Annotated in this window: 18 protein-coding genes; 6 read left to right on the top strand and 12 right to left on the bottom strand. The window is 70.6% G+C overall.

The genetic code is table 11. The features are described 5' to 3' along the window. Positions 1-114 precede the first annotated feature (114 nt). Entirely contained in the window at positions 115-3,672 is a 3,558-nt protein-coding gene (locus tag CW359_RS09700) for a DUF4082 domain-containing protein (RefSeq protein WP_232838324.1), read from the top strand. Positions 3,673-3,765: 93 nt separating this feature from the next. Further along, the gene (locus CW359_RS09695; protein WP_105969409.1) at positions 3,766-4,812 is read left to right on the top strand and encodes a glycosyltransferase family 2 protein; all 1,047 of its coding nucleotides are present in this window, start codon (positions 3,766-3,768) and stop codon (positions 4,810-4,812) included. 41 nt (positions 4,813-4,853) lie between these two features. Here CW359_RS09695 and CW359_RS09690 read toward each other — a convergent pair whose 3' ends face one another. Next, positions 4,854-5,531: a hypothetical protein gene (locus CW359_RS09690; protein ID WP_105969408.1), complete on the bottom strand. Its 678-nt coding sequence runs from the start codon at positions 5,529-5,531 to the stop codon at positions 4,854-4,856. Positions 5,532-5,656: 125 nt separating this feature from the next. Between CW359_RS09690 and CW359_RS09685 the strand changes: the two genes are divergently transcribed. Together CW359_RS09685 and CW359_RS09680 are read left to right on the top strand one after the other, a co-directional pair. After that, complete coding sequence (locus tag CW359_RS09685; RefSeq protein ID WP_105969407.1) at positions 5,657-7,723, top strand: O-antigen ligase family protein; 2,067 nt, start codon at positions 5,657-5,659, stop codon at positions 7,721-7,723. After that, on the top strand, positions 7,720-8,619 hold the full coding sequence (locus tag CW359_RS09680; RefSeq protein WP_105969406.1) for a glycosyltransferase family 2 protein: 900 nt from the start codon (positions 7,720-7,722) through the stop codon (positions 8,617-8,619). Before CW359_RS09685 ends, CW359_RS09680 begins: the two co-directional genes overlap by 4 nt. 59 nt (positions 8,620-8,678) lie before the next feature. Here CW359_RS09680 and CW359_RS09675 read toward each other — a convergent pair whose 3' ends face one another. From CW359_RS09675 to CW359_RS09625, 11 genes are all read right to left on the bottom strand, one after another. Then, positions 8,679-9,356: a class I SAM-dependent methyltransferase gene (locus tag CW359_RS09675; RefSeq protein ID WP_105969405.1), complete on the bottom strand. Its 678-nt coding sequence runs from the start codon at positions 9,354-9,356 to the stop codon at positions 8,679-8,681. 71 nt (positions 9,357-9,427) lie between these two features. After that, positions 9,428-10,255 (bottom strand): glycosyltransferase family 2 protein, encoded by an 828-nt coding sequence (locus CW359_RS09670; RefSeq protein WP_232838323.1) that lies wholly within the window; start codon positions 10,253-10,255, stop codon positions 9,428-9,430. Beyond that, a complete protein-coding gene (locus CW359_RS09665; protein ID WP_232838322.1) occupies positions 10,252-11,394 on the bottom strand; it encodes a right-handed parallel beta-helix repeat-containing protein in 1,143 nt (380 codons plus the stop codon). Before CW359_RS09665 ends, CW359_RS09670 begins: the two co-directional genes overlap by 4 nt. A gap of 5 nt (positions 11,395-11,399) precedes the next feature. Further along, positions 11,400-12,953 carry an oligosaccharide flippase family protein gene (locus CW359_RS09660; protein ID WP_105969403.1) on the bottom strand — a complete coding sequence of 518 codons (1,554 nt, stop codon included), beginning with the start codon at positions 12,951-12,953 and terminating at the stop codon, positions 11,400-11,402. After that, on the bottom strand, positions 12,916-13,854 hold the full coding sequence (locus CW359_RS09655; protein WP_105969402.1) for a YveK family protein: 939 nt from the start codon (positions 13,852-13,854) through the stop codon (positions 12,916-12,918). Before CW359_RS09655 ends, CW359_RS09660 begins: the two co-directional genes overlap by 38 nt. Positions 13,855-13,905: 51 nt before the next feature. Next, on the bottom strand, positions 13,906-15,036 hold the full coding sequence (gene wecB / locus CW359_RS09650; protein ID WP_105969401.1) for a non-hydrolyzing UDP-N-acetylglucosamine 2-epimerase: 1,131 nt from the start codon (positions 15,034-15,036) through the stop codon (positions 13,906-13,908). Positions 15,037-15,040: 4 nt separating this feature from the next. Further along, positions 15,041-16,300 (bottom strand): nucleotide sugar dehydrogenase, encoded by a 1,260-nt coding sequence (locus CW359_RS09645; protein WP_105969400.1) that lies wholly within the window; start codon positions 16,298-16,300, stop codon positions 15,041-15,043. Continuing rightward, positions 16,300-17,070, bottom strand: a complete 771-nt coding sequence (locus tag CW359_RS09640; RefSeq protein WP_105969399.1) for a WecB/TagA/CpsF family glycosyltransferase — start codon at positions 17,068-17,070, stop codon at positions 16,300-16,302. Before CW359_RS09640 ends, CW359_RS09645 begins: the two co-directional genes overlap by 1 nt. Then, entirely contained in the window at positions 17,067-18,233 is a 1,167-nt protein-coding gene (locus tag CW359_RS09635) for a hypothetical protein (RefSeq protein ID WP_105969398.1), read from the bottom strand. The genes CW359_RS09640 and CW359_RS09635 overlap by 4 nt, the downstream gene beginning before the upstream one ends. 263 nt (positions 18,234-18,496) lie before the next feature. Continuing rightward, a complete protein-coding gene (locus tag CW359_RS09630; protein ID WP_105969397.1) occupies positions 18,497-19,096 on the bottom strand; it encodes an acyltransferase in 600 nt (199 codons plus the stop codon). Positions 19,097-19,204: 108 nt separating this feature from the next. Next, the gene (locus tag CW359_RS09625; protein WP_105969396.1) at positions 19,205-20,185 is read right to left on the bottom strand and encodes an NADPH:quinone reductase; all 981 of its coding nucleotides are present in this window, start codon (positions 20,183-20,185) and stop codon (positions 19,205-19,207) included. A gap of 175 nt (positions 20,186-20,360) precedes the next feature. Between CW359_RS09625 and CW359_RS09620 the strand changes: the two genes are divergently transcribed. Both CW359_RS09620 and CW359_RS09615 read left to right on the top strand, forming a co-directional pair. Then, positions 20,361-21,467, top strand: coding sequence for an NAD(P)/FAD-dependent oxidoreductase (locus CW359_RS09620; protein WP_105969395.1), 1,107 nt, complete (start codon positions 20,361-20,363; stop codon positions 21,465-21,467). 156 nt (positions 21,468-21,623) lie between these two features. After that, positions 21,624-23,030, top strand: coding sequence for a cytochrome P450 (locus CW359_RS09615; protein WP_105969394.1), 1,407 nt, complete (start codon positions 21,624-21,626; stop codon positions 23,028-23,030). Positions 23,031-23,077 lie beyond the last annotated feature (47 nt).

The following is a 23,077-nucleotide window of genomic DNA, read 5'->3' as shown; positions in this document are numbered from 1 at the left end:
CACAATCACGCTCCACACCGGCCTCCCGGGCCGGCCCCGCACAGTGCACAGCACCGCTGAGAGGTACACATGAACAGATGGAGCAGACGGATCCGGGGCGGGCGCCTCGCCGTCGTGGCAGCATTGATATGGGCGGTGCTCCCGACGGCACTGCCCGCCCAGGCGGCATCCGATCCGTGCGGCACGGCCTCGAACGCGATCGTGTGCGAGAACTCCAAGCCGGGCAGCCCCATGTCCGACTGGTACGCGCCCAACTCCTACGGCGACATCAAGGGGTTCTCCACCAAGGAGAGCGTCCAGGCCGGTGACACCGTCCAGTTCAAGATCCAGTCGCCGGTCACCTACCGTGTCGAGATCTACCGGCTCGGCTGGTACGGCGGCGACGGCGCCCGGCTGATCTCGACCGCCGCCCAGGCGGCCGTGACCTACCCGGCCAACTACACGACCACCCGGGCCAGTTGCACCACCAAGGCCAGCACTGGCCTGGTCGACTGCGGCAACTGGCCGGTCACGGTCAACTGGACGGTGCCCAGCGACGCCGTCTCCGGCCTGTACATCGCGAACCTCACACAGACGGACGGCGACGGCCTCATGCCGTATCCGTTCGTCGTCCGCAAGGACTCCAGCACCTCCGACATCGTCGTCCAGACCAGTGACCAGACCTGGCAGGCGTACAACGACTTCGGCGGTCAGGACCTGTACGGCGGCGCGGGCCCCGCGCCCGACGGCCGGGCCTACGAGGTCAGTTACAACCGGCCGCTGGACATCGGCGGCGACAACGGCATCTACGGCTCCGAGTTCATGATGCTGTCCTGGCTGGAGCGCAACGGCTACGACGTCAGCTATCTGTCCGGCGTCGACGTGTCGACCCACGGTGACACCCTGCTGGACAACCACAAGGTCTATCTGTCCTCGGGCCACGACGAGTACTGGACGCAGAGTCAGTACAACAACGTCCTGGCCGCCCGAAAGGCAGGCGTGAGACAGGCCTACTTCAGCGGCAACGAGGTGTTCTGGAAGACCCGGCTCACCCCGAGCAACGACGGCACCAGCACCGCCAACCGGACCCTGGTCTGCTACAAGATGACCAAGATGGTCCAGGGCAACGGCATCGCCGACCCCAGCGGCCAGTGGACCGGCACCTGGATGGACCCGACCAGCACTCAGTACGGTCAGACATACCAGCCGCCGAACATCCTCACCGGCTCCATGTTCACGGTGAACGGCTACCGCGCCGACGCGATCACGGTCCCCGGCTCGTACGGCAAGAACCGGATCTGGCGCAACACCTCCATCGCCAACCTCACGTCGAGCCAGACGGCCACCTTCCCCACCGGAACCCTCGGTTACGAGTGGGACAGTGACATCGTCAACAGCACCAGACCCGCCGGGGCGATCCACCTCTCGTCCACGACCGTGGACATCGAGGACGGCAAGTACCGCCTCGACTGGGGCAACATGTACGGCAACGGCACGGCGACGCACAATCTCGTCGAGTTCCGCGACCAGGACTCCGGAGCCCTGGTGTTCGGGGCCGGGACCGTGCAGTGGTCGTGGGGTCTGACCAACCTTCCGGTGTACGACCCCGATGACGTCGTCGTCACCGAGGACTCCCGGATGCAGCAGGCGACCGTCAACGTCCTCGCCGACATGGGCGTCCAGCCGCTGACCCTGCAGAGCAACCTCACCAGCGCCACCCAGTCCACCGACACCACCGGCCCGACCATCACCGTGACGAGCCCGGCCTCCGGGGTCACCGTCCCGGCGCTGAAGCCGGTCACCATCTCCGGTACCGCCGCCGACTCCGGCGGGGGAGTGGTGGCCCGCGTCGAGGTGTCCACCGACGGCGGCACCACCTGGAACGCCGCCAGCGGACTGACGTCCTGGACCTACAGCTGGACCCCGTCCACCCCGGGCAGCGCCTCCATCAAGGTCCGCGCGGTGGACGACAGCGTCAACATCGGCGCCGTCACCACCATCCCGGTGACCGTCGGCCCTCAGGCCTGCCCCTGCACCGTCTGGTCGGCCGCGACCGTGCCCGGCACCGTCAACTCGGGCGACGGCAGCTCCCTGGAGCTGGGCGTCAAGATCCGTACCACGGTGGCCGGTTCGATCACCGGCGTCCGCTTCTACAAGTCGCCCAACAACACGGGCACCCACACCGGCAGCCTGTGGAGCGCCTCCGGCACCCGCCTGGCCACCGGCACCTTCACCAACGAGACGGCCTCCGGCTGGCAGCAGCTGAACTTCGCCACCCCGGTCACCGTCAAGGCCAACACCACTTACGTCGCCTCGTACTTCGCCCCCAACGGCGGCTACTCCTACGACGGCGGCTACTTCTCCGGCAGCGCGGCAGGACTGGCCCCGCTCACGGCACTGCAGTCCGGCACCGACGGCGGCAACGGCGTCTACCGGTACGGCTCGACCAGCGGCTTCCCGAACTCGGCGTCCTCGGGCAGCAACTACTGGGTGGACGTGGTGCTCGACACCGCGGCGGCCAGCACCACCCCGCCCGTCGTCACCTCGACCTCCCCGACCTCCGGGGCGACCGGCGCGGCGATCACGGCACCGGTGTCGGCGATCTTCGACCACGCCATCGACGGCGACACCCTGGCGTTCACGCTCAAGGACCCGAGCGGCAACACCGTCCCGGGCACCAAGACGCTCCCCGCGTCGAACAAGGCGACCTTCACGCCGTCGACGGAACTTGAGCTGAACACCACGTACACCGCCTCGGTCCAGGCCGAGGACCTGTGGGGCAACGCCATGTCGGCCCCGGTGACCTGGAGCTTCACCACCAGCTCCACGCCGCCCGCGGTCACCTGCCCCTGCACGCTGTGGAACACCTCCACCGTGCCGGCCAGGACGGCCGTGACCGACGACGCCAACTCCCTCGAACTGGGCACCCGCTTCCAGTCCTCGGCGAGCGGCTGGGTCACCGGCGTCACCTTCTACAAGGGCGCCACCAACACCGGCACCCACACCGGCAGCCTCTGGTCCGCCGACGGCACGCTCCTCGCCTCCGGCACCTTCACCACCGAGTCGGCCACCGGCTGGCAGACGATGACGTTCGCGACCCCGGTGGCGATCACCGCGGACACCTCGTACGTCGTCTCCTACCACGCGCCGAACGGCAACTACGCGGTCGACGGCGGCTACTTCGCCTCGGCGCACAAGTCCTATCCGCTGACCGCCACCGCCGACATCAGTACGGCCCGCAACGGGCTCTACCGGTACGGCAGTGACGTGGCCTTCCCGAACGGCTCCTACGGGTCCGCGAACTACTGGGTCGGCCCGATCTTCACCGCCGACGACCCGTCGGCGGCACTGTCGACCGTCACCACCTCGGAGGTGAGCGCCTCCGCACTGGCGCGCACCGCCGACGCGTCGAGCCCGCTGGTCACCTCGCTGCCCAGCGCGGCCAAGGTGGGCTCGGTCAAGGCGACGGTGACCGTCCTGCCGGGCGCGAAGGCGGCGGCGGCCAAGAAGCTCAAGGTCAAGGCGTTCGTCTCCTACGACCGGGCCACCCACAAGGTGTCCGTCCATCTGTCCACCCCGCTGCCGGACGGCACGCGCTTCAAGATCACGGTCACGGCCCGGGACAAGAAGAACCACACCGTGAAGTCCCAGGTCTGGACCCTGACCAGCAAGACCGTCCGCAAGAAGCACTGACCGTCCGTATGAAGAACTGACCGACACAACCCACCGCCGGTGGCCTCCCGCACCCACGCGGGAGGCCACCGCCGGGGATTGGCCTGCCAACCGATGAGCACCGTCAGTGTTGTCATCCCCTGCTACAAGTACGGCCATTTCCTGGCCGACTGCGTGAGCAGCGTCCTGGACGAGCAGGACGGCGTTGACGTCCGGGTACTCATCATCGACGACGCCTCGCCCGACGACTCGGCCGAGGTCGCGCTCAAGCTCGCCGCCGCCGACCCGCGCATCGAGGTCCGCGTCCACGAGACCAACAAGGGGCACATCGCCACCTACAACGAGGGACTCCTGGAGTGGGCCGACGGCGACTACGTCGCCCTCCTCTCCGCCGACGACAGACTGGTCCCCGGCGCACTCGTCCGCGCCGCCGCCCTCCTCGACGCCCACCCCGAGGCCGGGTTCGCCTACGGCCGCCCCCTGCGCTTCCAGCACGGCGGCCCACTGCCCAAGGCCCGCACCCAGAGCACCGGTTCGGTCGTCTACCCCGGGCACTGGTGGCTGGAGCGCCGCTTCCGCGAGGGCACCGGCTGCATCACCTCGCCCGAGGTCGTCGTCCGCACCAGCCTCCAGCGCCAGGTCGGCGGCTACGACCCCGCACTCCCGCACGCCGGCGACATCGAGATGTGGATGCGGCTCGCCGCCCACGCCGACGTCGGCTACATCAGCGGCGCCGACCAGGCCTTCTACCGCGTGCACGGCAACAACATGTCGACCACCGACTTCGGCGGCCAGCTCGACGACCTGCGCCAGCGCCTGGTCGCCTTCGACTCCGTCCTCGCCAAGTGCGGCGACCGGCTCCCGCAGGCCGAGCGGCTGGCCGATCTGGTGCACACCCGGCTGGCCCGCTACGCCCTGCGCCGCGCCTACCGCGCCTACGACCGGGGCCGCACCGACGTCGTCCCGGTCGACGACCTCGTGGCCTTCGCCGCCGAGTGCCGCCCCGGCTTCACCTCACTGCCCGAGTACCAGGCCCTGCACCGGCGCCGGCGCGTCGGCGCCGGACTCATGCCGTACCTCCAGCCGCTGATCTGGTCGGCCGTGGTCGAACGCGGGCGGGAGTGGCTGTGGTGGCGGTCCTGGAAGCGCCGCGGCATCTGATGCGCGCCCGCTCCGCCCAGCACACCGTGCCGGTACCCGGCTCAGTTGGCCACCGGCACCGCACCCGCGTAACGGCCCGCTTCCGGGGAGCCGGAGCCGTCCTTCCGGTTCCTGCGGCGCAGCGCGAACTGGTCGAACCACAGCGCGCCCAGGACCGCCAGGGTCGCCCCCAACAGCGCCGTACCGGCCAGCGCGCGGCTCTTGTTGCCCTGTACCTGGGCGGCGCTCGGAGCGACCAGCACCGACGCGTTGATCCGGGCCCCGGCGACGACGCCCTGCGCGGACTGGAGGTCGGCCACGTGCTCGGCGTAGACCTCGATGATCCGGCGCACCGCCGTGTCCGCGTCGACGGCCGCGGCGGCCCTCGCCTGCACCTGGAGCGAGGGGATCAGATAGCGCGGGGTCGCGCTGGTGCCGCTGTTGCGCGGGATCAGCTGGTACGAGCCGTCGACCCCGACGGCCCGCAGCTCCTTGCGCCCGGCGGGCGACTCGAGCTGCTGCACGATCCCGTACGCGAGGGTGGCGAGCGGCGGCTGGAGATTCGTCAGCTGGTTCGGCTGGTTGCCCGTCGCCGGCGGCTTGAGCACGACCACGGCCGAACTCAGGAACTGCGGGGCGGGCCGGACCACCGGATACGCCCCGGCGGCGGTCAGCAGGAGCGCGAGCACCAGTACGTACCAGCGGCGGAGCAGCGCTTCGGCGACGTCACGAGGCGACACAGGGATTCCTTCCGTCGGCCCCGATCCTCGCAGGCCCCGGGGCGGATCGCCACCACATCACGAGGCCTATGCTGTGCCCGAGCCCGGACCTCCGGTACCACAGCACCGGGCCGGGGGGAGAATTCATGAGCCTTGGCGATCTCTGGGCCATCATGTGCAGGCGCTGGTACTTCATGGTGCCCCTCACCCTGCTCAGTCTGCTCACGGGCGGATACCTGTACCGGACCATCCCGGTGTCCTACCAGTCGCAGAGTTCCGTCACGCTCCTCGACTCCAGCGCCGTCGCCGACATGGCGCCCACCTTCGGCAACCCCATATCGAACGCGGGCGGTTCGCTGGTCGTCACGGCCGACGTGCTGCTCAGGACGCTCCAGTCGAGCGACGCGGCCAAGGAACTGCACTCCCGCGGCGTCACCGACCGCTACACGGCCGGGTTCGCCCCCGAGGCCGACAGCCCGCTGCTCACCCTGAGCGTCACCGGCACCGACCGGGGGAAGGTGCTGCGGGAGACCACCACCCTCACCAAGTTCGCCGGGGAGCAGCTCAAAGCCCTCCAGGCCGCCTCCAAGGTGCCGGTGGAGTACTCGGTGCAGGCCGCCCCGGTCGTCCTGCCGCAGACCCCGGTCTCGCAGTCCAAGGCCCGCTACCAGAACATCGCGGCCGTCCTCATCGTCGGCATGGTCAGCGCCTTCCTCCTCTCCATCCTGGCCGAGGGCGTCGCGGTGGTCCGCCGCCGGGGCCGCGCCCAGGCCGGCTACCTGCCCCGCCGCCATCGCGCCAAGCCCCCCGAGCGGGCCCCCAGAGGCCTGCTGACCCGCCGCCTGGACGCCACGACGATCCTCACCGGCTATCTGGTGCTGGCCTTCTTCGTCCCCTCCAACCTCACCCTCCCCGCCCTCGGCGGCGTCGGCACCCCCGCCAACGTCTTCGCCCTGCTCGGCCTCCTCTGGTACCTGGCGACCTGGCTCGGCGGCCGGATCCGCCCCGCCGAGGGCACCAGACTGCCGCGCGTCGCGATGTGCGTGCTCGCCGTGGCGGTCCTCCTGTCCTACCTCGCGGAGGCGACCCGCGACAGCTCCCACGAGGAGGTCCTCGGCGCCGACCGGGGGCTCATCGGGCTCGGCGTGTGGGTGGCGCTGGTGGTGCTGGTGTCGGCGGGCATCCAGGAGCGCAGCAGGCTGGAGACCCTGATGCGCCGGCTCGTCGTCCTGGGCACGGTGGTCGCCCTGATCGGCTACTACGACTTCTTCGCCGCGACCAACATCGCCGACTCCATCCACATCCCCGGCCTGCAGTCGAGCAGCGCCGGCGTCAGCGTCATGGACCGCGGCTCCTTCACCCGCCCCCGCTCCACCACGGCCCAGCCCCTGGAGTTCGGCGGAATGCTCGCCCTCCTGGTGCCCTTCGCCGTCCACCAGGCCTTCGATCCGGTACGCCGGCACGCGGGCGCCCTGCGCCGCTGGGCACCGCTAGCGATCATGGCGGGCGCGCTGCCGCTGACGGTGTCCAGGACGTCCATCGTCGGCATCCTCATCGTCGCCCTCGTGATGGTCCCCCGCTGGAGGCCGCAGCGCCGCTGGGCCGCGATCGGGATCATCCTCGGCTCGGTGGCCGCCTTCAAGGTGATCATCCCGGGGCTCATCGGCACGATCACCGACCTGTTCGCCAGCTTCCTCTCCAACTCCGACAGCAGCACCCAGGCCCGCACCGTGAAGTACAGCGCGATCGTCCCGTACCTCAGCGAACGCCCCTGGTTCGGCCGGGGCTTCGGCACCTTCACGCCCGACCTGTACTTCTTCACCGACAACCAGTACATGCTGACCCTCGCCGAGATGGGCATCGTCGGACTGGTCGCGCTGCTCGTCCTGTTCATCACCGGCATCCACACCGGCGGCGCCATCCGCAGACTCGCCCGCACCGACTCCGACCGCGAACTCGGCCAGGCGTTCCTCGCCTCGGCCCTGGTCGCCCTGGTCATCAGCGCCACCTTCGACGCGCTCAGCTTCCCCATGTACGCGGGCATGTTCTTCCTGACCCTCGGCGCCGGCGGCAGCTACCTCGGCTTCATCAGACGCGAGGCGGCGGCGGAGGAGACGGCAGCGGCGACGCCAGAGCCCGGGACCGAAACGCCCACCGCCCCCCTTGAGACATCCGAACCCCAGCAGTTCCCCCAACTCGTGGAGTCCCGATGAGTTCCGTCGCCGTCATAGTCGTCACCTGGAACAGCGCCTCGGTGCTGCCCGGGTTCCTGGCCGCGCTGCCCGACGGCATGGCGGGCCTCGACTGGCACCTGGTCGTCGCCGACAACGACTCCGCCGACGACACGGTCGACGTCCTCCACACCCTGGCCCCGGACGCCACGGTCGTCCAGACCGGCCGCAACGCCGGATACGCGGCCGGGGTCAACGCGGCACTGGGCGCGGCAGGGGACTACGACACGGCCCTCATCTGCAACCCCGACATTCGCATGCGCCAGGGCTGCGCCAAACGCCTCGTCGACAGCCTCGGTGCCGGGGTCGGCATAGCCGTACCCCTCCTGTACGAGGAGGACAGGACCACCCCCCACCACTCACTCCGCCGCGAATCGACCGTACTCCGGGCCCTGGGCGAGGCGGTGATCGGCAACACGAGGGCCGGCCGCTTCCCGGCCCTGAGCGAGCTGGTGACGGACCCGGCCGCCTACCAGCAGCCCACACGGGCGGACTGGGCGACAGGCGCGCTGATGGCGATATCGGGGGACTGCCTGACGGCGTGCGGCCCGTGGGACGAGTCCTTCTTCCTCTACTCGGAGGAGACGGAGTTCTGCCTGCGAGCGAGGGACCACGGATACGCCACGCAACTGGAACCGGCGGCGGAAGCAGTACACCTGGGAGGCGACTCGCAGGTCTCCCCCCGCCTCTGGACCCTCCTCACCCTCAACAGGGTCCGCCTCTACCGCAAACGCCACGGCCCTTTGGCAACGGCCGCGTTCCGCACGGCGGTTCTCCTCCGCGAAACGTCCAGAGCGGCCCTGGGCCGCCCGGCAAGCAGAACGGCAGCGGCGACATTGGTAAGACGGGGAGTACTGAAGAGCCCACCTGGACCGTGACTTACTCAGGGGCGCGGGAACGGCGCGACCAGCCACGACGCCGCCGCACCCGACAAAACTCACCGCACGGCTTCGGTCCGCACAGCGATGAGCGACTTGGGAGCCCCGAGCACCCGCTCACTCAACAACTCGGACCCAGGAAACAGATACCGCATCTCCGTCCGGGTCAACAGCTCGATGTTGATCACCGCGTCCATCGCCGACTCGGGACTGTCGGGCCGACTGTGGACCAACGGCCACTTCCGCACCAGCCGAGCCCGCGCCGCCAACGGCAGGAACTGGAACCCCGGCGCCACGAAGTGCGGCTCGACGGGGAAGTACCGGTACGGCGTCTGAATCCAGTGCAGCGGCGCCAGTTGCTCGACGGCGGCGACGAACTTCTGCCGCTGACTGTGCCCACCCACATGCTCGATGGTCGAGTTGGAGAACACCAGGTCGTAACCCCCCTTGGCGCTCAGCTCGGCGGCGACCCCCGTGTCGGTGACGTCGGCGACCTCCGCGGTGATCCAGTCGGGCAACTCGGCGGGATGCTCGGCCAGGTTGATCAGATGGACGTGCTTCGCCCGCACCGGCGCACGCAGCCACATCTCGGCCGTGCCGCCCAGGTCGACGACGCTCATGTTCTCGATACCGGGGAAGCAGCGCCGGAACCTCTCCCAGCGGGCGATGCGCATGCGTTCGCCCAGCGAGCCGGGCGCGTCGACGAACTTGTTTCTGAGGGCGCGGGATCGGGGCACGGGATCAACCACCTGTGGTCTTGAACGGATCTGGTCGGAAGGGAGTGAAGAGGGAGTGGAGCGGACGAGCCTCAACCGGGCTGTCGCCACTGCGTGTAGAAGCTCGCGGGATTCATCAGATACCGAACGGTCGGATACGGCACATGCCGCACCCGGTACCGACGCCCGTACCGTCGGATCAGCTCCCAGTCCTCCCGGGGCAGCACCTCCGGCGTCCGGCGCAGTCGGCTGAAGTAGAGGGAACGATTGCGGCGCGCGACAAAGGCGTTGGTGTCGAGAAACGCCTCGCGCGCGGCGCGGCGCCGGTCGAAGGGCACCGACAGGACGTCGTTCTCGCTGCCGTCGGGCAGGACGCGGCGCAAGGCCGTGTACACGCCGTCCGGCCGGTCGGGCCCGTCGGGGGCGTCCAGGACGGCCAACGCCCGTTCCAGATGGTCGGGTTCCCAGAGGTTGTCGTCGTCCAGGAACGCCACGTACCGCGACCGGGTGAGCCGGATGCCGACGTTGCGCACGACCCCCGCCACACCGGTGTTGTGCGCCAGCGAGACCGCGAACAGCCGGGGATCGTCGGGGAGTTCGGCCAGCCCCGCCCCGTCGTCGACCACGATCACGACCTGGTCGCGAACCGTCTGCTCCAGTGCCGAGCGCACCGCGGCCCGCAGCGCCTCGGGGCGCCGATGGGTGGCGATGACCGTGGCGACCAGAGCCGAGGGCGGCGCCGGAAGGACGGCGGCCAGTCGCCGCGTCTCGGCGTCCTCGAACCGCCGCAACCGCACCGAACCGGCGGCCAGCAGCACCTTGTTCCTGGCCTCGAAGAGCACCAGCCAGCCGAACACCGACTTGAGCAGTGTCCAGGGCGCCCGCGCGACCCGGCGCGTCACCACCTCGATGGCACTCACGAGGCCGGCTCCGGCTGGACCACTCTGCCGTCGGACATCCGGTTGTTGCTCCACACGTTTCCGGCGCCGCCCGCGTTCCAGTGGGCGACCGCCCCGTAGCCGCCGGAGGCGGGGAAGTACTGGGTCGAGAAGATGTTGTCGGTGACCTTGATCCCGGTGGCGCCGGTGCTGCCGCCGTAGAGGGCGTACGCGCCGCCCGCTATCCAGTTGTCGTCCACGGTGACGTTGCGGACCACCCCGGTGTCCGCGAACAGGCCGATGCTGCCCGAGGCGCCCTGCTTGAGGGGGCTCGGGTTGAGCAGGGTGTTGTGACGGATGATCAGATGGCCGGTGTTGCCGCCGCCGCTGATCACCGTGTTGGTGTGCTGCCACTCGCCGCCCAGGTTGATGAAGGGGACGAGGTCGTGCACGTAGTTGTCGTGCAGGTTCCCCTGGCCCATGGACAGGGCGTCGCCGAACACCGAGACGTCGCACCAGCCGACCTCGATGGAACTCTCCCCCATGTTCGACACCGCGTAGTCCACACCGCCGTTGTCGGGCCCCTTGCCGGGCACCGCCGTGATGGTGGAGTGCAGGACCTTCAGACCGCTGTAGCCGGGGCGCAGGTTGATGCCCCACCAGTTGTCCGAGGTGATCCTGGAGTCGATGACGGTGACGTTGTTCGCGTAGATGTCGAGGGAGCCGGTGATGTCCTGGCCCCGGATGACCATGCCGTCGGTACGGATCGACCAGTTCCCGGCCTTGTGCGGCTTGAGCGCGATCCGTGGACCGGTGGTGTCGGCGTCCGGGAAGCCGCAGTCGCCGGGGGAGGCGCAGCCGGTCCTGGCCGCGGGGGCGCCGGACGCGCCGCCCGCACTCGTCGTCGCGGTCGGCTTCCCCGTCGGGGTGGGCGTTGCGGTCGGGGACGGCGAGGCGTTGGGGCGGCTCGTCGCCTTGCCGGTCGTCGGCGAGGGGCTCGCCGAGGTCGGCGGCGCGCTGCTCGACGGCGCCGGGGGGCCGCTCGTACAGGCGGGCCACCCGTCCGTGCAGCCCGGCGACGCGGCCGGCTCCGACGATCCCGAGCAGCCCGCGCCCAGCAAGGCCAGCAGAGCGGCCAGTGCCAGTCCCGTGAGGGAGTTCCGGCTGATGTGCCGTGACATCAGGTTCACCTCGTGTCCTCTTGGGGAGTCCCAGCGGATACGGCGGGCCGGTCCAGGTCCCGATCCGCGTCGCGCTTGGGCGGGTCGCCGCGCAGGAAGCCCCGGCTGGGCAGGACGCACAGCGCGTAGCAGGCCAGGGCGATCGTGCTGATGGCGAGGAGCGCCAACGTGCCGTCCCCGAACAGCTGCCTGAGGCCGAGGACGACCACCGCCATCACGGCCCCGCCGAGGAAGGGCCACGCGCAGGCCCGGGCGATCCGGCCGACCCCGATGCCGCCCCGGCTGAGGGCGACCAGGAACACCGGCACCACCAGACCGCCCGCGACCAGCACATGGGCCTGCGAGGCGCCGACGATGCCGTTCGTCCGGGCGCCGACGAGCAGCACCGGCACCAGGGCGACCAGCCACAGCCCCTGCACCAGGAAGAGCGACCGGCGCTGTCCGATCGCGACCAGGCAGTCGTAGGCGAGTTCGCTGCCGATACGGATCAGCCCGAGGGCCATCAGCCAGGGCAGCGCGGCTGCGGCGGGCGCCCACTCGCTCCCGTAGATCAGCTGGACGGCGGGACCCGCGAGGCCGGCCAGCAGGACGCACGCCGGGACGGTGCCCGTGATCACCACGCCCAGGGCGCGGCTGAAGCCCTGCGCGAGTGCCTGGGGCGTCTCGGCCAGCCGGGAGAACCCGGCGAAGGAGACCCGGCGGGCCGCCTCGGAGATGATCCGGACCGGCCAGCCGGAGATGTTGAAGGCGAGGACGTAGAAACCCAGGGCGACATTGCCCAGTGTCGCGCCCACCACCATGGTGTCGACGTTGACCACCGCGAGGGCCAGCATGCTCGCCCCCGCCAGCGGCAGCCCGAACCGCAGCAGCGCGCGGGCCTGTTCGGGGTTCCAGCCGAACTTCAGGGTCCCCGGGGCGGCCAGCCAGCAGCCGATCAGGGTCACTACGTTGCCCGCCACGGCTCCGACGGCGAAGCTCATCGCGCCCCAGCCCGCGAAGGCCAGCAGCAGGGTCACCGACGTGCTCACCACGAAGTTGAGCGCGTCGATGATCATCCGCTTGCCCTGGGCGAACTCCCGGGTGAGGAAGTTGGCGGGTACCTGGGCGATCCCGTCGATCACCACGCACAGGCACATCACCCGCAGCACGCCCGCCGCGTCCGGCGAGCCCAGCAGGCCCGCGACCGTCGGTGCCGCCGCGAACAGGGCGACGTAGAGCAGTCCGCTGGAGATGACGCTGAGGGTCAGCACGGTCGGCGCGAACCGGCGGGCGTCGCCCTCCCAGCGCACGATGGCCAGGCCGACGCCCAGTTCGTTCGCGGAGAGCAGGACCAGCAGCACGGTCTGGGCGATGCCGTACACGCCCCACTCCGCCGGGCCCAGGGCGAACCGGGCCAGGACGATGCCGGTCGCGAAGTTGCCCAGGCGCATGACAACGGTGTTGATCAGGCTCCAGCGGGCCGCCGAACGTACCTTCCCGCCGAGCGAGGGGGCAGCCGGGGGAGCGGGGTCGCCGCTCGGCTCAGCGGTCCCGCTGTCCGGTGTGCGAACGCTGTCCACTGGTCGACTCCTCGTCGAGCGGCTCGGTGGCGGGTGCCACGGCCGTGGCGGACCGCCCCGCCTGCGGCTCCCCGGCGGACCTGGACCCGGCGGAGCGTGCCCAGGCGGGCGGTGTGCGCAGGGCGATCGTCCGTTCCACGGCGGACTCCTCCGACGCAGACCGGGGGGCGGTGACAGGGGATTCGGCGGGGTCGGCCGCATCGGCCGCACCAAAACCCGAACCCGAACCCGTACCCGTCGAATCCGGTGTGTCCGGTGAATCCGTCGTGGACTCGGGGGCGTCGGCCGCGCGCTTCGACGGGTGCGACCTGCGGCGTGCCTCCACGTAGAAGACGGCGACCAGGCTCAGCACCAGACCCAGACCCCCGGCCATGACCATGTACTGGAGCCGGGTCGTCGTCTGCGCCACCGGCGGCTGCGGGACGACGATCGTCGTCATCCGGATCATGGCCTTCGGTTCCACCGACTGCTCTTCCTGGAACTGCTCCAGCCGCTCCCCGGCGTACTTGGTCAGGATGCGGTCCGAGGCCAGGACGGCCTTCTTCTCGGTGCCGGTGACCGTGAGCCACATCAGCGGACCCTGCGCGTTGTCGGCGATCTTGGCCTCGAACGTACCGGTGGCACCGCGGGACTTGAGTTCCCGGACGGAGTCGTCGGAGTTGAGGTTGCGGGCCAGGCTGTCGGCCATGCCGGTCAGCGAGGTCTGGGTGCTGAGGAAGGGGTTGCCGCCGTAGGCGACGGTGGCCTTCGGGGAGTTCAGGAGCTGCACCGTGCTCTGCGACTGGTAGGTGACCGGGATCAGCAGCAGCACGGCGGCGATCAGGCCGCCGGTCAGCAGCAGTCCGGGCAGCAGGACGTACCAGCGCCTGCGCATGACCCGGAAGATCTCAGCGAGATCCATGGCGGTCCCCCCTTACGACCAAACGTTCGACGAGCATGTATTTCAAGCGGATCATATGGGGAACGTCGGGTCCTCGGGTCTCAGCTGGTCGGTCGGTCTCGGCCGGGTGCCCGCCGTGCCGCCCCCCAGCAGCACTTCGGCGATACGGTCGCTGGCCCGGCCGTCCCACAGTTCGGGCCGGCGCGGGGCGGGCGGCGCGTCCAGCACACGGTGCACGGTGGACACGATCCGCGCCGGATCGCGGCCTGCCAGCACATTGGTGCCCTGCTCGACGGTGATGGGCCGCTCGGTGTTGTCCCGCAGGGTCACACACGGCACCCCGAGCGCGGTGGTCTCCTCCTGGATGCCGCCGGAGTCGGTCAGCACGATCCGGGCGGAGTCCTGGAGGGCGATGAAGTCCAGGTATCCGGCGGGCGGTACGAGCCTGATGCCGCCGGGGACACCCAGCTCGGCCAGCTTGTCCGCCGCGCGCGGATGCACGGGCAGCACGAGCGGAAGGCGCCCGGCGATCTCGCCCAGGGCCTTCAGCAGCCCGGCGAGGACCTCGGGGTCGTCCACATTTGCCGGCCGGTGCAGGGTGACCAGGCCGTACTCGCCCTTGGCCAGTCCGAACCGGTCGAGCACGTCCGAGGCCCTGGCCCGCTCCAGGTTGGCCAGCAGCGTGTCGATCATGACGTTGCCGACCAGGTGGATCTGGTCCTCCCGGTACCCCTCGGCGCGCAGGTTCTCGGCGGCGTCGGGGGAGGGGGCCAGCAGATAGTCGCTGACCCGGTCGGTGGCGACCCGGTTGACCTCCTCCGGCATGCTCCAGTCCCGGCTGCGCAGCCCGGACTCGACATGGGCCAGCAGCGGCCCGGCCTTGGCGGTGACCAGGGCGCAGGCCAGCGTGGAGTTGATGTCGCCGACCACGACGACGATGTCCGGGGCCACCTCCGCGAGCAGCGGCTCGAACGCGGTCATCACGCGTCCGGTCTGCTCGGCGTGACTGCCGGAGCCGACCCCGAGGAAACGGTCGGGCGGCCGGATGCCGAGGTCCGCGAAGAACACGTCGTTCATGGCCGGGTCGTAATGCTGGCCGGTGTGGACGAGGACGACCTCGGCGCCCCGGCGCTCCAGGGCGTCCATCACCGGTTTGATCTTCATGTAGTTGGGGCGTGCCCCCGCGACACAGACGACTCGCATGGGCTCAGAGCACCTCGACAGTGGGCCCCGACGACAGCCGGCGGCGGCAGTCCAGGACGAAGGGGGCGTGTTCGGCGACGAGTTCGTAGTCGAAGCTGTCGTGGTCGGTGAGCAGGACCACCACGTCGGCCGCCGACAGCTCCTCCGGCACCGGTTCGACGCGCACCAGCCGGGTGTCCACCGGCAGGCTCTCGACGACGTGCGGGTCGGCCGCCCTGACCTGGGCGCCCATGTCGAGCAGCAGCTGGGCGATGCGCAGGGCGGGCGACTCGCGGGCGTCACCGGTGTTCTTCTTGTACGCCAGACCGAGCAGCAGGACGCGCGAGCCGTTCACGGACCGGCGTCTCCCGTTGAAGTGGTCGCTGATGCGTCTCGCCACGTACTCGGGCATGTGGTTGTTGATGTCGTTGGCCAGCTCCACGAACCGGAAGCTCTGGCCGAGTTCACGCTGCACCCGCCAGGACAGGTAGGAGGGGTCGATCGGCAGGCAGTGGCCGCCGACGCCGGGACCCGGGGTGAACTTCATGAAGCCGAAGGGCTTGGTGGAGGCCGCGTCGATGGCCTGCCAGACGTCGATGTCCAGGTGGTGGGCGAACATCGCGATCTCGTTGACCAGCGCGATGTTCACATGCCGGAAGGTGTTCTCCAGCAGCTTGGCCAGCTCGGCCTCCTTCGGCGAGCCCACCGGCACGGTGGTGTCGACGAGGTCGGCGTAGAAGTCCTGAACCGCCTTCAGCGACGCCTCGTTGACGCCGGAGACGACCTTCGGGGTCTCCTTGAAGCCCCAGACCGTGTTCCCGGGGTCGATCCGCTCAGGGCTGTACCCGAGGTGGAAGTCGGTGCCCGCGGTGAGGCCCGAGCCGTCCTCCAGGATCGGCGCGAACAGCTCCTGGGTGGTGCCCGGATACGTGGTCGACTCCAGGACGACGGTGGCCCCGGGGCGCAGATAGCGGGCGAGGGTGGCCCCCGACTCCCTGATGTAGCGCAGGTCCGGGGTGCCCTCGTGCAGCGGGGTCGGCACGGTCACCACGGCGATGTCGAAACCGCCGCAGTCGCGCGCCGACTCGCTCGGGCGGTACGAGCCCGAATCCAGCGCCGCCCGGATCCGCTCGGAGGAGACGTCCTCGACGAAGGACTCACCGGCGGCGAGGCTCTTGACCCGCTCGGAGTCGACGTCGTACCCGATCACCTCGTGCCCGACCTCGGCGGCGCGGATGGCCAGCGGCAGGCCGACGTATCCCTGTCCGACCACGACTACGCGCATCAGTGGCTCCTGTTCGCGGAAGCGGGTGACGGGGTGAGCCTGATCAGCTCCCGCGCCGTCATGAGGACGAAGGTGGCGTTGGTGGTGAGATAGCGCCGGCCCAGGCGGCGCGGCTCCTGCAGCGCGCGGTAGAGCCACTCGACGCCCAGCCGCTGCCAGGAGGCGGGGGCCCGCCTGGTGACCCCGGCGAGGATGTCGAAGGAGCCGCCGACGCCGTGCACGACGCGGGCGCCGGTGCGTTCGCCGTGGGCGGCGGTGAAGATCTCCTTCTTCGGCGAGGTCATGCCGAGGAAGAGCATCTGGGCGCCGCAGGCCGCGATGTCGGCCGCGATCGCCTCCTGCTGGGAGTCGTCGAAGTAGCCGTTGCGGCTGCCCGCCACCTTCAGACCGGGGAAGCGGTCGGCGACCCGGCGCAGCATCTCGTCGAGGACCTCCTCCCTGGCGCCGAGGAAGTACACCGACATGCCCGCCGACTCCGCCTCGGCCAGCAGGCGCATGAACAGGTCGATCCCGGCCACCCGCTCGGGCAGCGGGGCGCGCAGCACCCGCCCGGCCCACACCACGGCCTGTCCGTCGGCGAGGACCAGGTCACAGCCGGACACGGCCGCGGCCAGGCGCGGGTCGCGCCGCATGTTCACCAGCTTCGCGGCGTTGACGACGCCGATCTCCAGCTTCCTGCCGTCGCGCACCGCTTCGAGGCAGCGCAGGACGGTCTCGTCCATCGTCAGCGGGTCCAGCTCGACCCCGAACAGGGTCCGGCGCTGGCTCATATTCGTCCCCCCTGCCAGGCGTGCAGCATCCAGCCGAACTCGTACGGGCGGCACTCGCGGTCCACGGAACGGGGGCGGTACACCCGGTCCAGGGGCTTCAGCCGCAGGCCCGGCGCGAAACGGGTGCCGAGGCCCCGGGCGGCGCGTACGGCCTTCTTCGGGTCGCCCCGGTAGACCTTGCGCCAGGTGACGCCCAGCTCGTCGCGGATCATCGACTCGTCGTCGGCGGCGGCCAGCTCGGGCACGTCCGTCATCCAGCGCAGGCCCTTGCGGATCGCCGCGCCGAAGTCGCTGCCCCCGGCGTCGGTCAGGTCGAAGAGGGCGGTCGGTGCCATCGCGTGCTGGTGCACGCTGTAGACCGGGTAGCCCTCCACGACACCGCCGGTGCGCGCGTCGTAGTGCCACCACCACTGCCCGCCGTCGCCCTGCAGTTCGCAGATGCGGGCCGCACACGCCTCGGCGGCGGCCAGCGCCTCCGGGTCGCCGCCCCGGTCGTCGCTGGCGTGCGCGCGGGCCAGGGCCTGGAGCGGGTACGTCTGGTCGGCGAAGCAGCTCACATGCGCCCGGTAGCCGGGCACCAGTCCGGGCCCGGTCGCGTGCGGGAACAGCGGGATGTCGCCGATCCGGGCCTTCAGCAGCCGGTCACGGGCCGCGTGGAATCGTCTCTCCACATCGGCCGTGTCACGCGCCGCCGCGAGGGCGGACAGCACCCAGGCCGCCTCCACGGTGTACTGCGGCCGGCCCTCCTCGTCCAGGGCGTCGACCCGCGCGAGGGCGTCGGACAGCTTGGGGTGCTCGGTGTCGGCGGCGGCCCAGGCGATGAGCGCCGCGTCACCGAGATTGGTCACCGCGGGCAGCGACTCGACCAGCAGCCCCGCGAACTCCTGGGCCGTGTGCCCGCCGAGCACCGCGCGCTGCCGGTCCTCGGGGAGGAACCGGGCGCCGAGCACGGTGATGGCCGCGTACCGGGTGCTGGTCCCGCGCCGCTCCAGGGTCCAGGAACCGCCGGGTGTTTGCTGCCCGGACATGGTGAAGACGAAGGCCTCGCCGCCGGGAAGCAGCATCGACGGGAGCCCGGACTCGGCGACTCCGAGGAGCCGTTGCGCGAGCGGAAGCAGCGGCGGCTCCTCACGACCGAGCGCCGCCAGACGTGTTGTGGTCATCGTTTGGGCACACCAACCCCCCTGTGGGTCCTCTGCTTGAACAGACTGGAGATCGCCGGGGCGCACATGGCCGCACGGCGGAAGACAGACGTCGAACATCAGGCGTCGGGGCGGTCCTCACCCCTCGCCGCAGGCACAGCTGTCCCTACCCGGTAACCCCCCCTGGGCACTGGTCCGTGTGCTCATTGTGCTTGGTCTGCATACTTCGCACACATGTTATGCCTGAGGATGTTCGAAGATTTGCGTTTTGTGGGAAACAGGCGTCATGCGCGCTCCATGAGTTCGCCATCCTTCTCGTCGAACAGCTCTCCTGTCCCAGGACATTCCCATACGCCCGGTTCGTCCGCCCGCTCGATCAGGCGTACGCCGGCCCGGCCGACCCAGCCGATCCGGCGCGCGGGAACACCCGCCACGAGCGCGAAGTCCGGCACGTCCCGGGTCACCACCGCGCCCGCCGCCACCAGCGCCCACCGGCCGACCCGGACCGGCGCCACGCACACCGAACGGGCCCCCAGCGAGGCCCCCTCGTCGACCAGGACGGCCACCGCCTCCCAGTCGTCCCCGCGCTTGAGCTTGCCCTGCGGGTCCACCGAGCGGGGGAAGTAGTCGTTGGTCAGGACCGCCGCCGGGCCGACGAAGACCCCGTCACCGAGCACCGCGGGCTCGTACACGAGCGCGTAGTTCTGGAGCTTCACGTTGTCGCCGATCAGCACGCCCGGGCCGACGTAGGCCCCCCGGCCCACGATGCATCCGGTGCCGAGGCGGGCGTCCTCCCGGATCTGGGCCAGATCCCAGACGGTCGTCCCGTCGCCGACCGTGGCTGTCTCGTCGACCTGAGCGGTCGGCTGGCTTCTGAAGCTCAAGTGGTTGAACCCTTCCTCGCATCGGAACGGCAAAGATGTTTCACGGGATCACCATATGTATGCCGAACTTGGATACGGGAGGGTTCATATATGAACGTTTGCTTTCGGTCAGTCAGGGACGGCGACGAGCACCCGGCCGCGCCCGCCCGCGTCGACCCGCTCGTGGGCCTCGGCGATGTCCGCCAGCGGGTAGCGGGCGCCGATGTCGACGCCGAGGGCGCCGACGGCCGCCGCCGCGGTGAGATCGCGGGCGGCCTGTCGTCTGGCGGCGGCCGGGAAGTCGTCGCTGCCGAGCAGACGCAGGGTGATGTTGTCGAAGAGCAGCGGCCAGAAGGGGATCTCGGTGCGGTCGGCGTGGGTGCCGTAGGCGGCGATGACGGCGTCGGGCGCGGTGACCGCGTTGTCGAGGTCCGCGTTGGCGGACAGGGACACCTCGACGACCCGCCGCACCCCGCCGGGCGCGTACGCGCGGATCTCCGCCGCCGGGTTCTCGGCGTCCAGGGCGACGGCGTGGGAGACAATGGCCGGATCGATCCGGTCCAGGTCGGCCGCGCGGCGTACGGTGCCGATCACGGTGGCGCCGTCCCAGCGGGCGAGTTGGGCGGCGAGGGAGCCGACGCCGCCGAGGACGCCGTGCACGAGGACGAGCAGGCCGTCGACCGGGCCGTCGGCGAAGACCGCGCGGTGGGCGGTGATCCCGGGGATGCCGAGGCTCGCGCCCAGTTCGTCGCCGAGGTGGTCCGGCAGCCGCACGGCCTGCTGGTCGGGTACGACGGTGTACTGGGCGGCGGTGCCGAACGCCCGGTAGGACTGGGCGCCGTGGACCCACACCCGCTGTCCCACCCGGCGGGAGTCGACCCCGTCGCCGACCCGGTCGACGACCCCGGCGCCGTCGCTGTGCGGGACCACCCTCGGGTAGGGCATCGAGGAACCGAGCCAGCCGCGCCGCTTCTTGGTGTCGCCGGGGTTGACGCCGGATACGCTCACCCGGACGCGGACCTCGCCGGGACCCGGCTCGGGGTCGGGGAGATCGCCGACGTGCAGGACGTCGGCGGCGGGGCCCTGTTCGTCGTACCAGGATGCGAGCATGGACGTACCTCCGGTGTCTCTCTGGGGAGTGCTTCCGCAGTGCTTCACGGAATGCACACAGAAACACGTCGGATCTTTAAGTTTCAAGCGCTACGCTCGGGGCAGTCGAGTGGCCGTCGGAGTCCACCCCACCGCGCCGTGTCACTCGCTCCCCCCACAGGCACAGGAGACCGGCGTGCGTGACGGCGACGTAGTGGTGATCGGCGGCGGCTATGCCGGCGTGCGGCTGGCGAAACGGTTGGACGACACGGCGCGGGTCACGCTGGTGGACCGCAAGGAGGTCTTCTTCCACCGTATTGCCTCCCTGCGGGCGGGTGTCCACCCGGAGTGGACCATCACGCCGTTCATCCCGTACGACCGGCTGCTGCGCAACGGCCGGGTCGTGGTGGGCAAGGCGGTCCGGATCGAGACGGCCGAGCGGCAGGTGGTGCTGGGCACGGGCGAGCGGCTCCCGTACGACGTCGTGGTGATCGCCACCGGCGCCGACTACCCCGAGCCGGCCCGTTTCGCCGGGACCACCGTCGAGGAGGCCGCCGAGTCCTTCGCCGGGCATCAGCGGCACATCGCCGCCGCCGAGCACGTCCTCGTCGTCGGCGGCGGGCCCTCCGGGGTCGAACTCGCCGCCGAGATACGCCTCGCCAGGCCCGACGCCCGCGTCACCCTCGCCCACTCCGGATCGGCCCTGCTGCACGCCACGGGCAGCGAACGGGCCGGACGCAAGGCCCTCGCCTGGCTGGAGTCGCACCACGTCGAGGTACGGCTCGACTCCTTCATGTCGCCGGGCAACGACTTCGGCACCTACCGCGACGCCCGCGGCAACATCATCGACGCCGACCGCTCCTTCTGGGCCACGGGCACCACCCCCAACACCTTCTGGCTGCGCATGGCCGGACACAGCGACTGGCTGAACCCCTCCGGGCATGTGCGGGTCGACCGGACGCTCCGGGTCGAAGGATGGCCGGATGTGTTCGCGGTCGGGGACGTGAACGACGTCAGCGAGCTGAAGATCACCCCCGTCGCGCTCGCCCAGGCGGACCTCGCCGTCCACAACATCCGCGCCTACCTGCAGAATCCGGGCAGGCACCGCAGACAACCCCGCTTCTACCGGCCCATCCACCGCACCCCGCTGGTGGTGCCTTTCGGCCCCGCCGACGGGGTGACCATGCTGCCCGTCCCCGGCGGCGAGACCGCGGTCCTCGGCGGTCGCACGGCCACTCTGGCCAAGGCCAAAACCCTTATGACCCCCTATATGCGCCGCCAGCTCGGCTACACCGCGGCCTGACCCCCGTACCCACGGGCCGAGCCACCGCCGGACCCGCGACCGCGGCCCCCGCCCCCGTTGTTACCGCGCCGTACGCCCTGCGGTATGGTCCCCACCGTTTCCAACTACCGGTTGAACCCAAGCCGGTACGGGGAGTGTTGGAGGGGCGACGCGACGATGAAATCCCAGTGGGGCGACGGCGGATCCGTGGACGTGGACGGCGCACGGTTGGAGGAGATGTCACCTGAACCGCTGCTGACCAGGGACTACGAGACGCGCCCCTCGCTCGTGTACGAGCGGCTGAGGCAGCGGCACGGCGCGGTCGCACCGGTCGATCTGCTGGGCGTGCCCGCCTGGCTGGTCCTGGGCTACCAGGAGTCCCTCCAGGTCCTCCAGGACGACGACGGCTGGCCGAAGGGCCTGGAGAACTGGCGTGCCCGCTCGGAGGGCCGGGTCCCCTCCGACTGGCCGCTCGGACCGTCCCTTGAGGTCAACCATGTGCTGATCCAGGGCGGCCCCGGCTACCGGCCGCTGCGGGCGGCCTGGGACATCGCGCTGAAGCCCTTCCAGGACCAGGGCCACCCCCAGGCGAGGCGCCTGAAGCGGGCCGTCACGGCCTACGCCGACGAACTGATCAGCCTCATGGGCCAGGGCGGCACCACAGGCCTCGCGGACCTGTCCGCCCAGTTCTCCCGGCCGCTGCCCCTGATGGTGGCGAGCCACCTCCTCGGCATCCCCGGTTCCCAGGGCGACGACGCCCTGATGGACATGTGGCGGGTACTGGACGCGGGCCCGGACGCCGAACCCGCCCTGGAGCGGCTGCTGGCGACCCTGGCCGAACTGGCGGCGACGAAACTGGACCGGCCCGGGGACGACTTCCCCTCCTACCTGCTGGCCGCACACCCCGGCCTCTCGGTCGACGAACTGGCCCGCGAGCTGTTCATGCTGCTGGGCATGACCTCCGACCACGTCGGCATCCTGATATCCAACACGGTGGTCGAGGTCATCTCGGGCGAGGGCAGCGTACGGGCCAGCCTCTCCGCCGGGATGGTGAAGGAGACCATGAACCGGGTGGTCATGCGCAAGCCGCCCCTGGTCAACTTCGTCCCCCGCTTCGCCGCCAAGGACACGCCGCTCGGCAACTACACGATCCGCGAGGGCGACCCGGTGTGGGTCTCCTCGGCCGCCGCACACGCGGACCCCGTCTTCGCGAAGAACGTCTGCCCGAGCACCACGGTCAGCACCCGGGCACACCTGTCCTGGGGCGCGGGCCCACGCCAGTGCCCGGCACGCGAACTCGCCTCCACGGTCGCGGCGGTGGGCGTCGACCGCCTCTTCGAACGCTTCACCCACCTGGACCTCGCCCTCCCGGTCGACCAACTCCCCTGGCGCTCCTCGCCGTTCATGCGGGGCCTGCGATCACTGCCGGTGCGCTACGAACTGGCCCCGGTGACAGAACGCCGCCTGGCGTACGACCACGACCCGGCGACCCCACCGACAGACACCGACCTGCCGGACCCGTCGGCCCGCCAACGGTCGTCGCTCTGGCGCTATCTGACGGGGCTGATCCGCACGGGTCGGTGAGCTTCCCGGGCACCTCGGACACCGGGCTGGGCTTGATCTTTGAGCCC

The organism is Streptomyces geranii (assembly GCF_002954775.1).
Lineage (GTDB): Bacteria > Actinomycetota > Actinomycetes > Streptomycetales > Streptomycetaceae > Streptomyces > Streptomyces geranii.
This window is presented reverse-complemented; position numbering and strand designations above follow the sequence as displayed.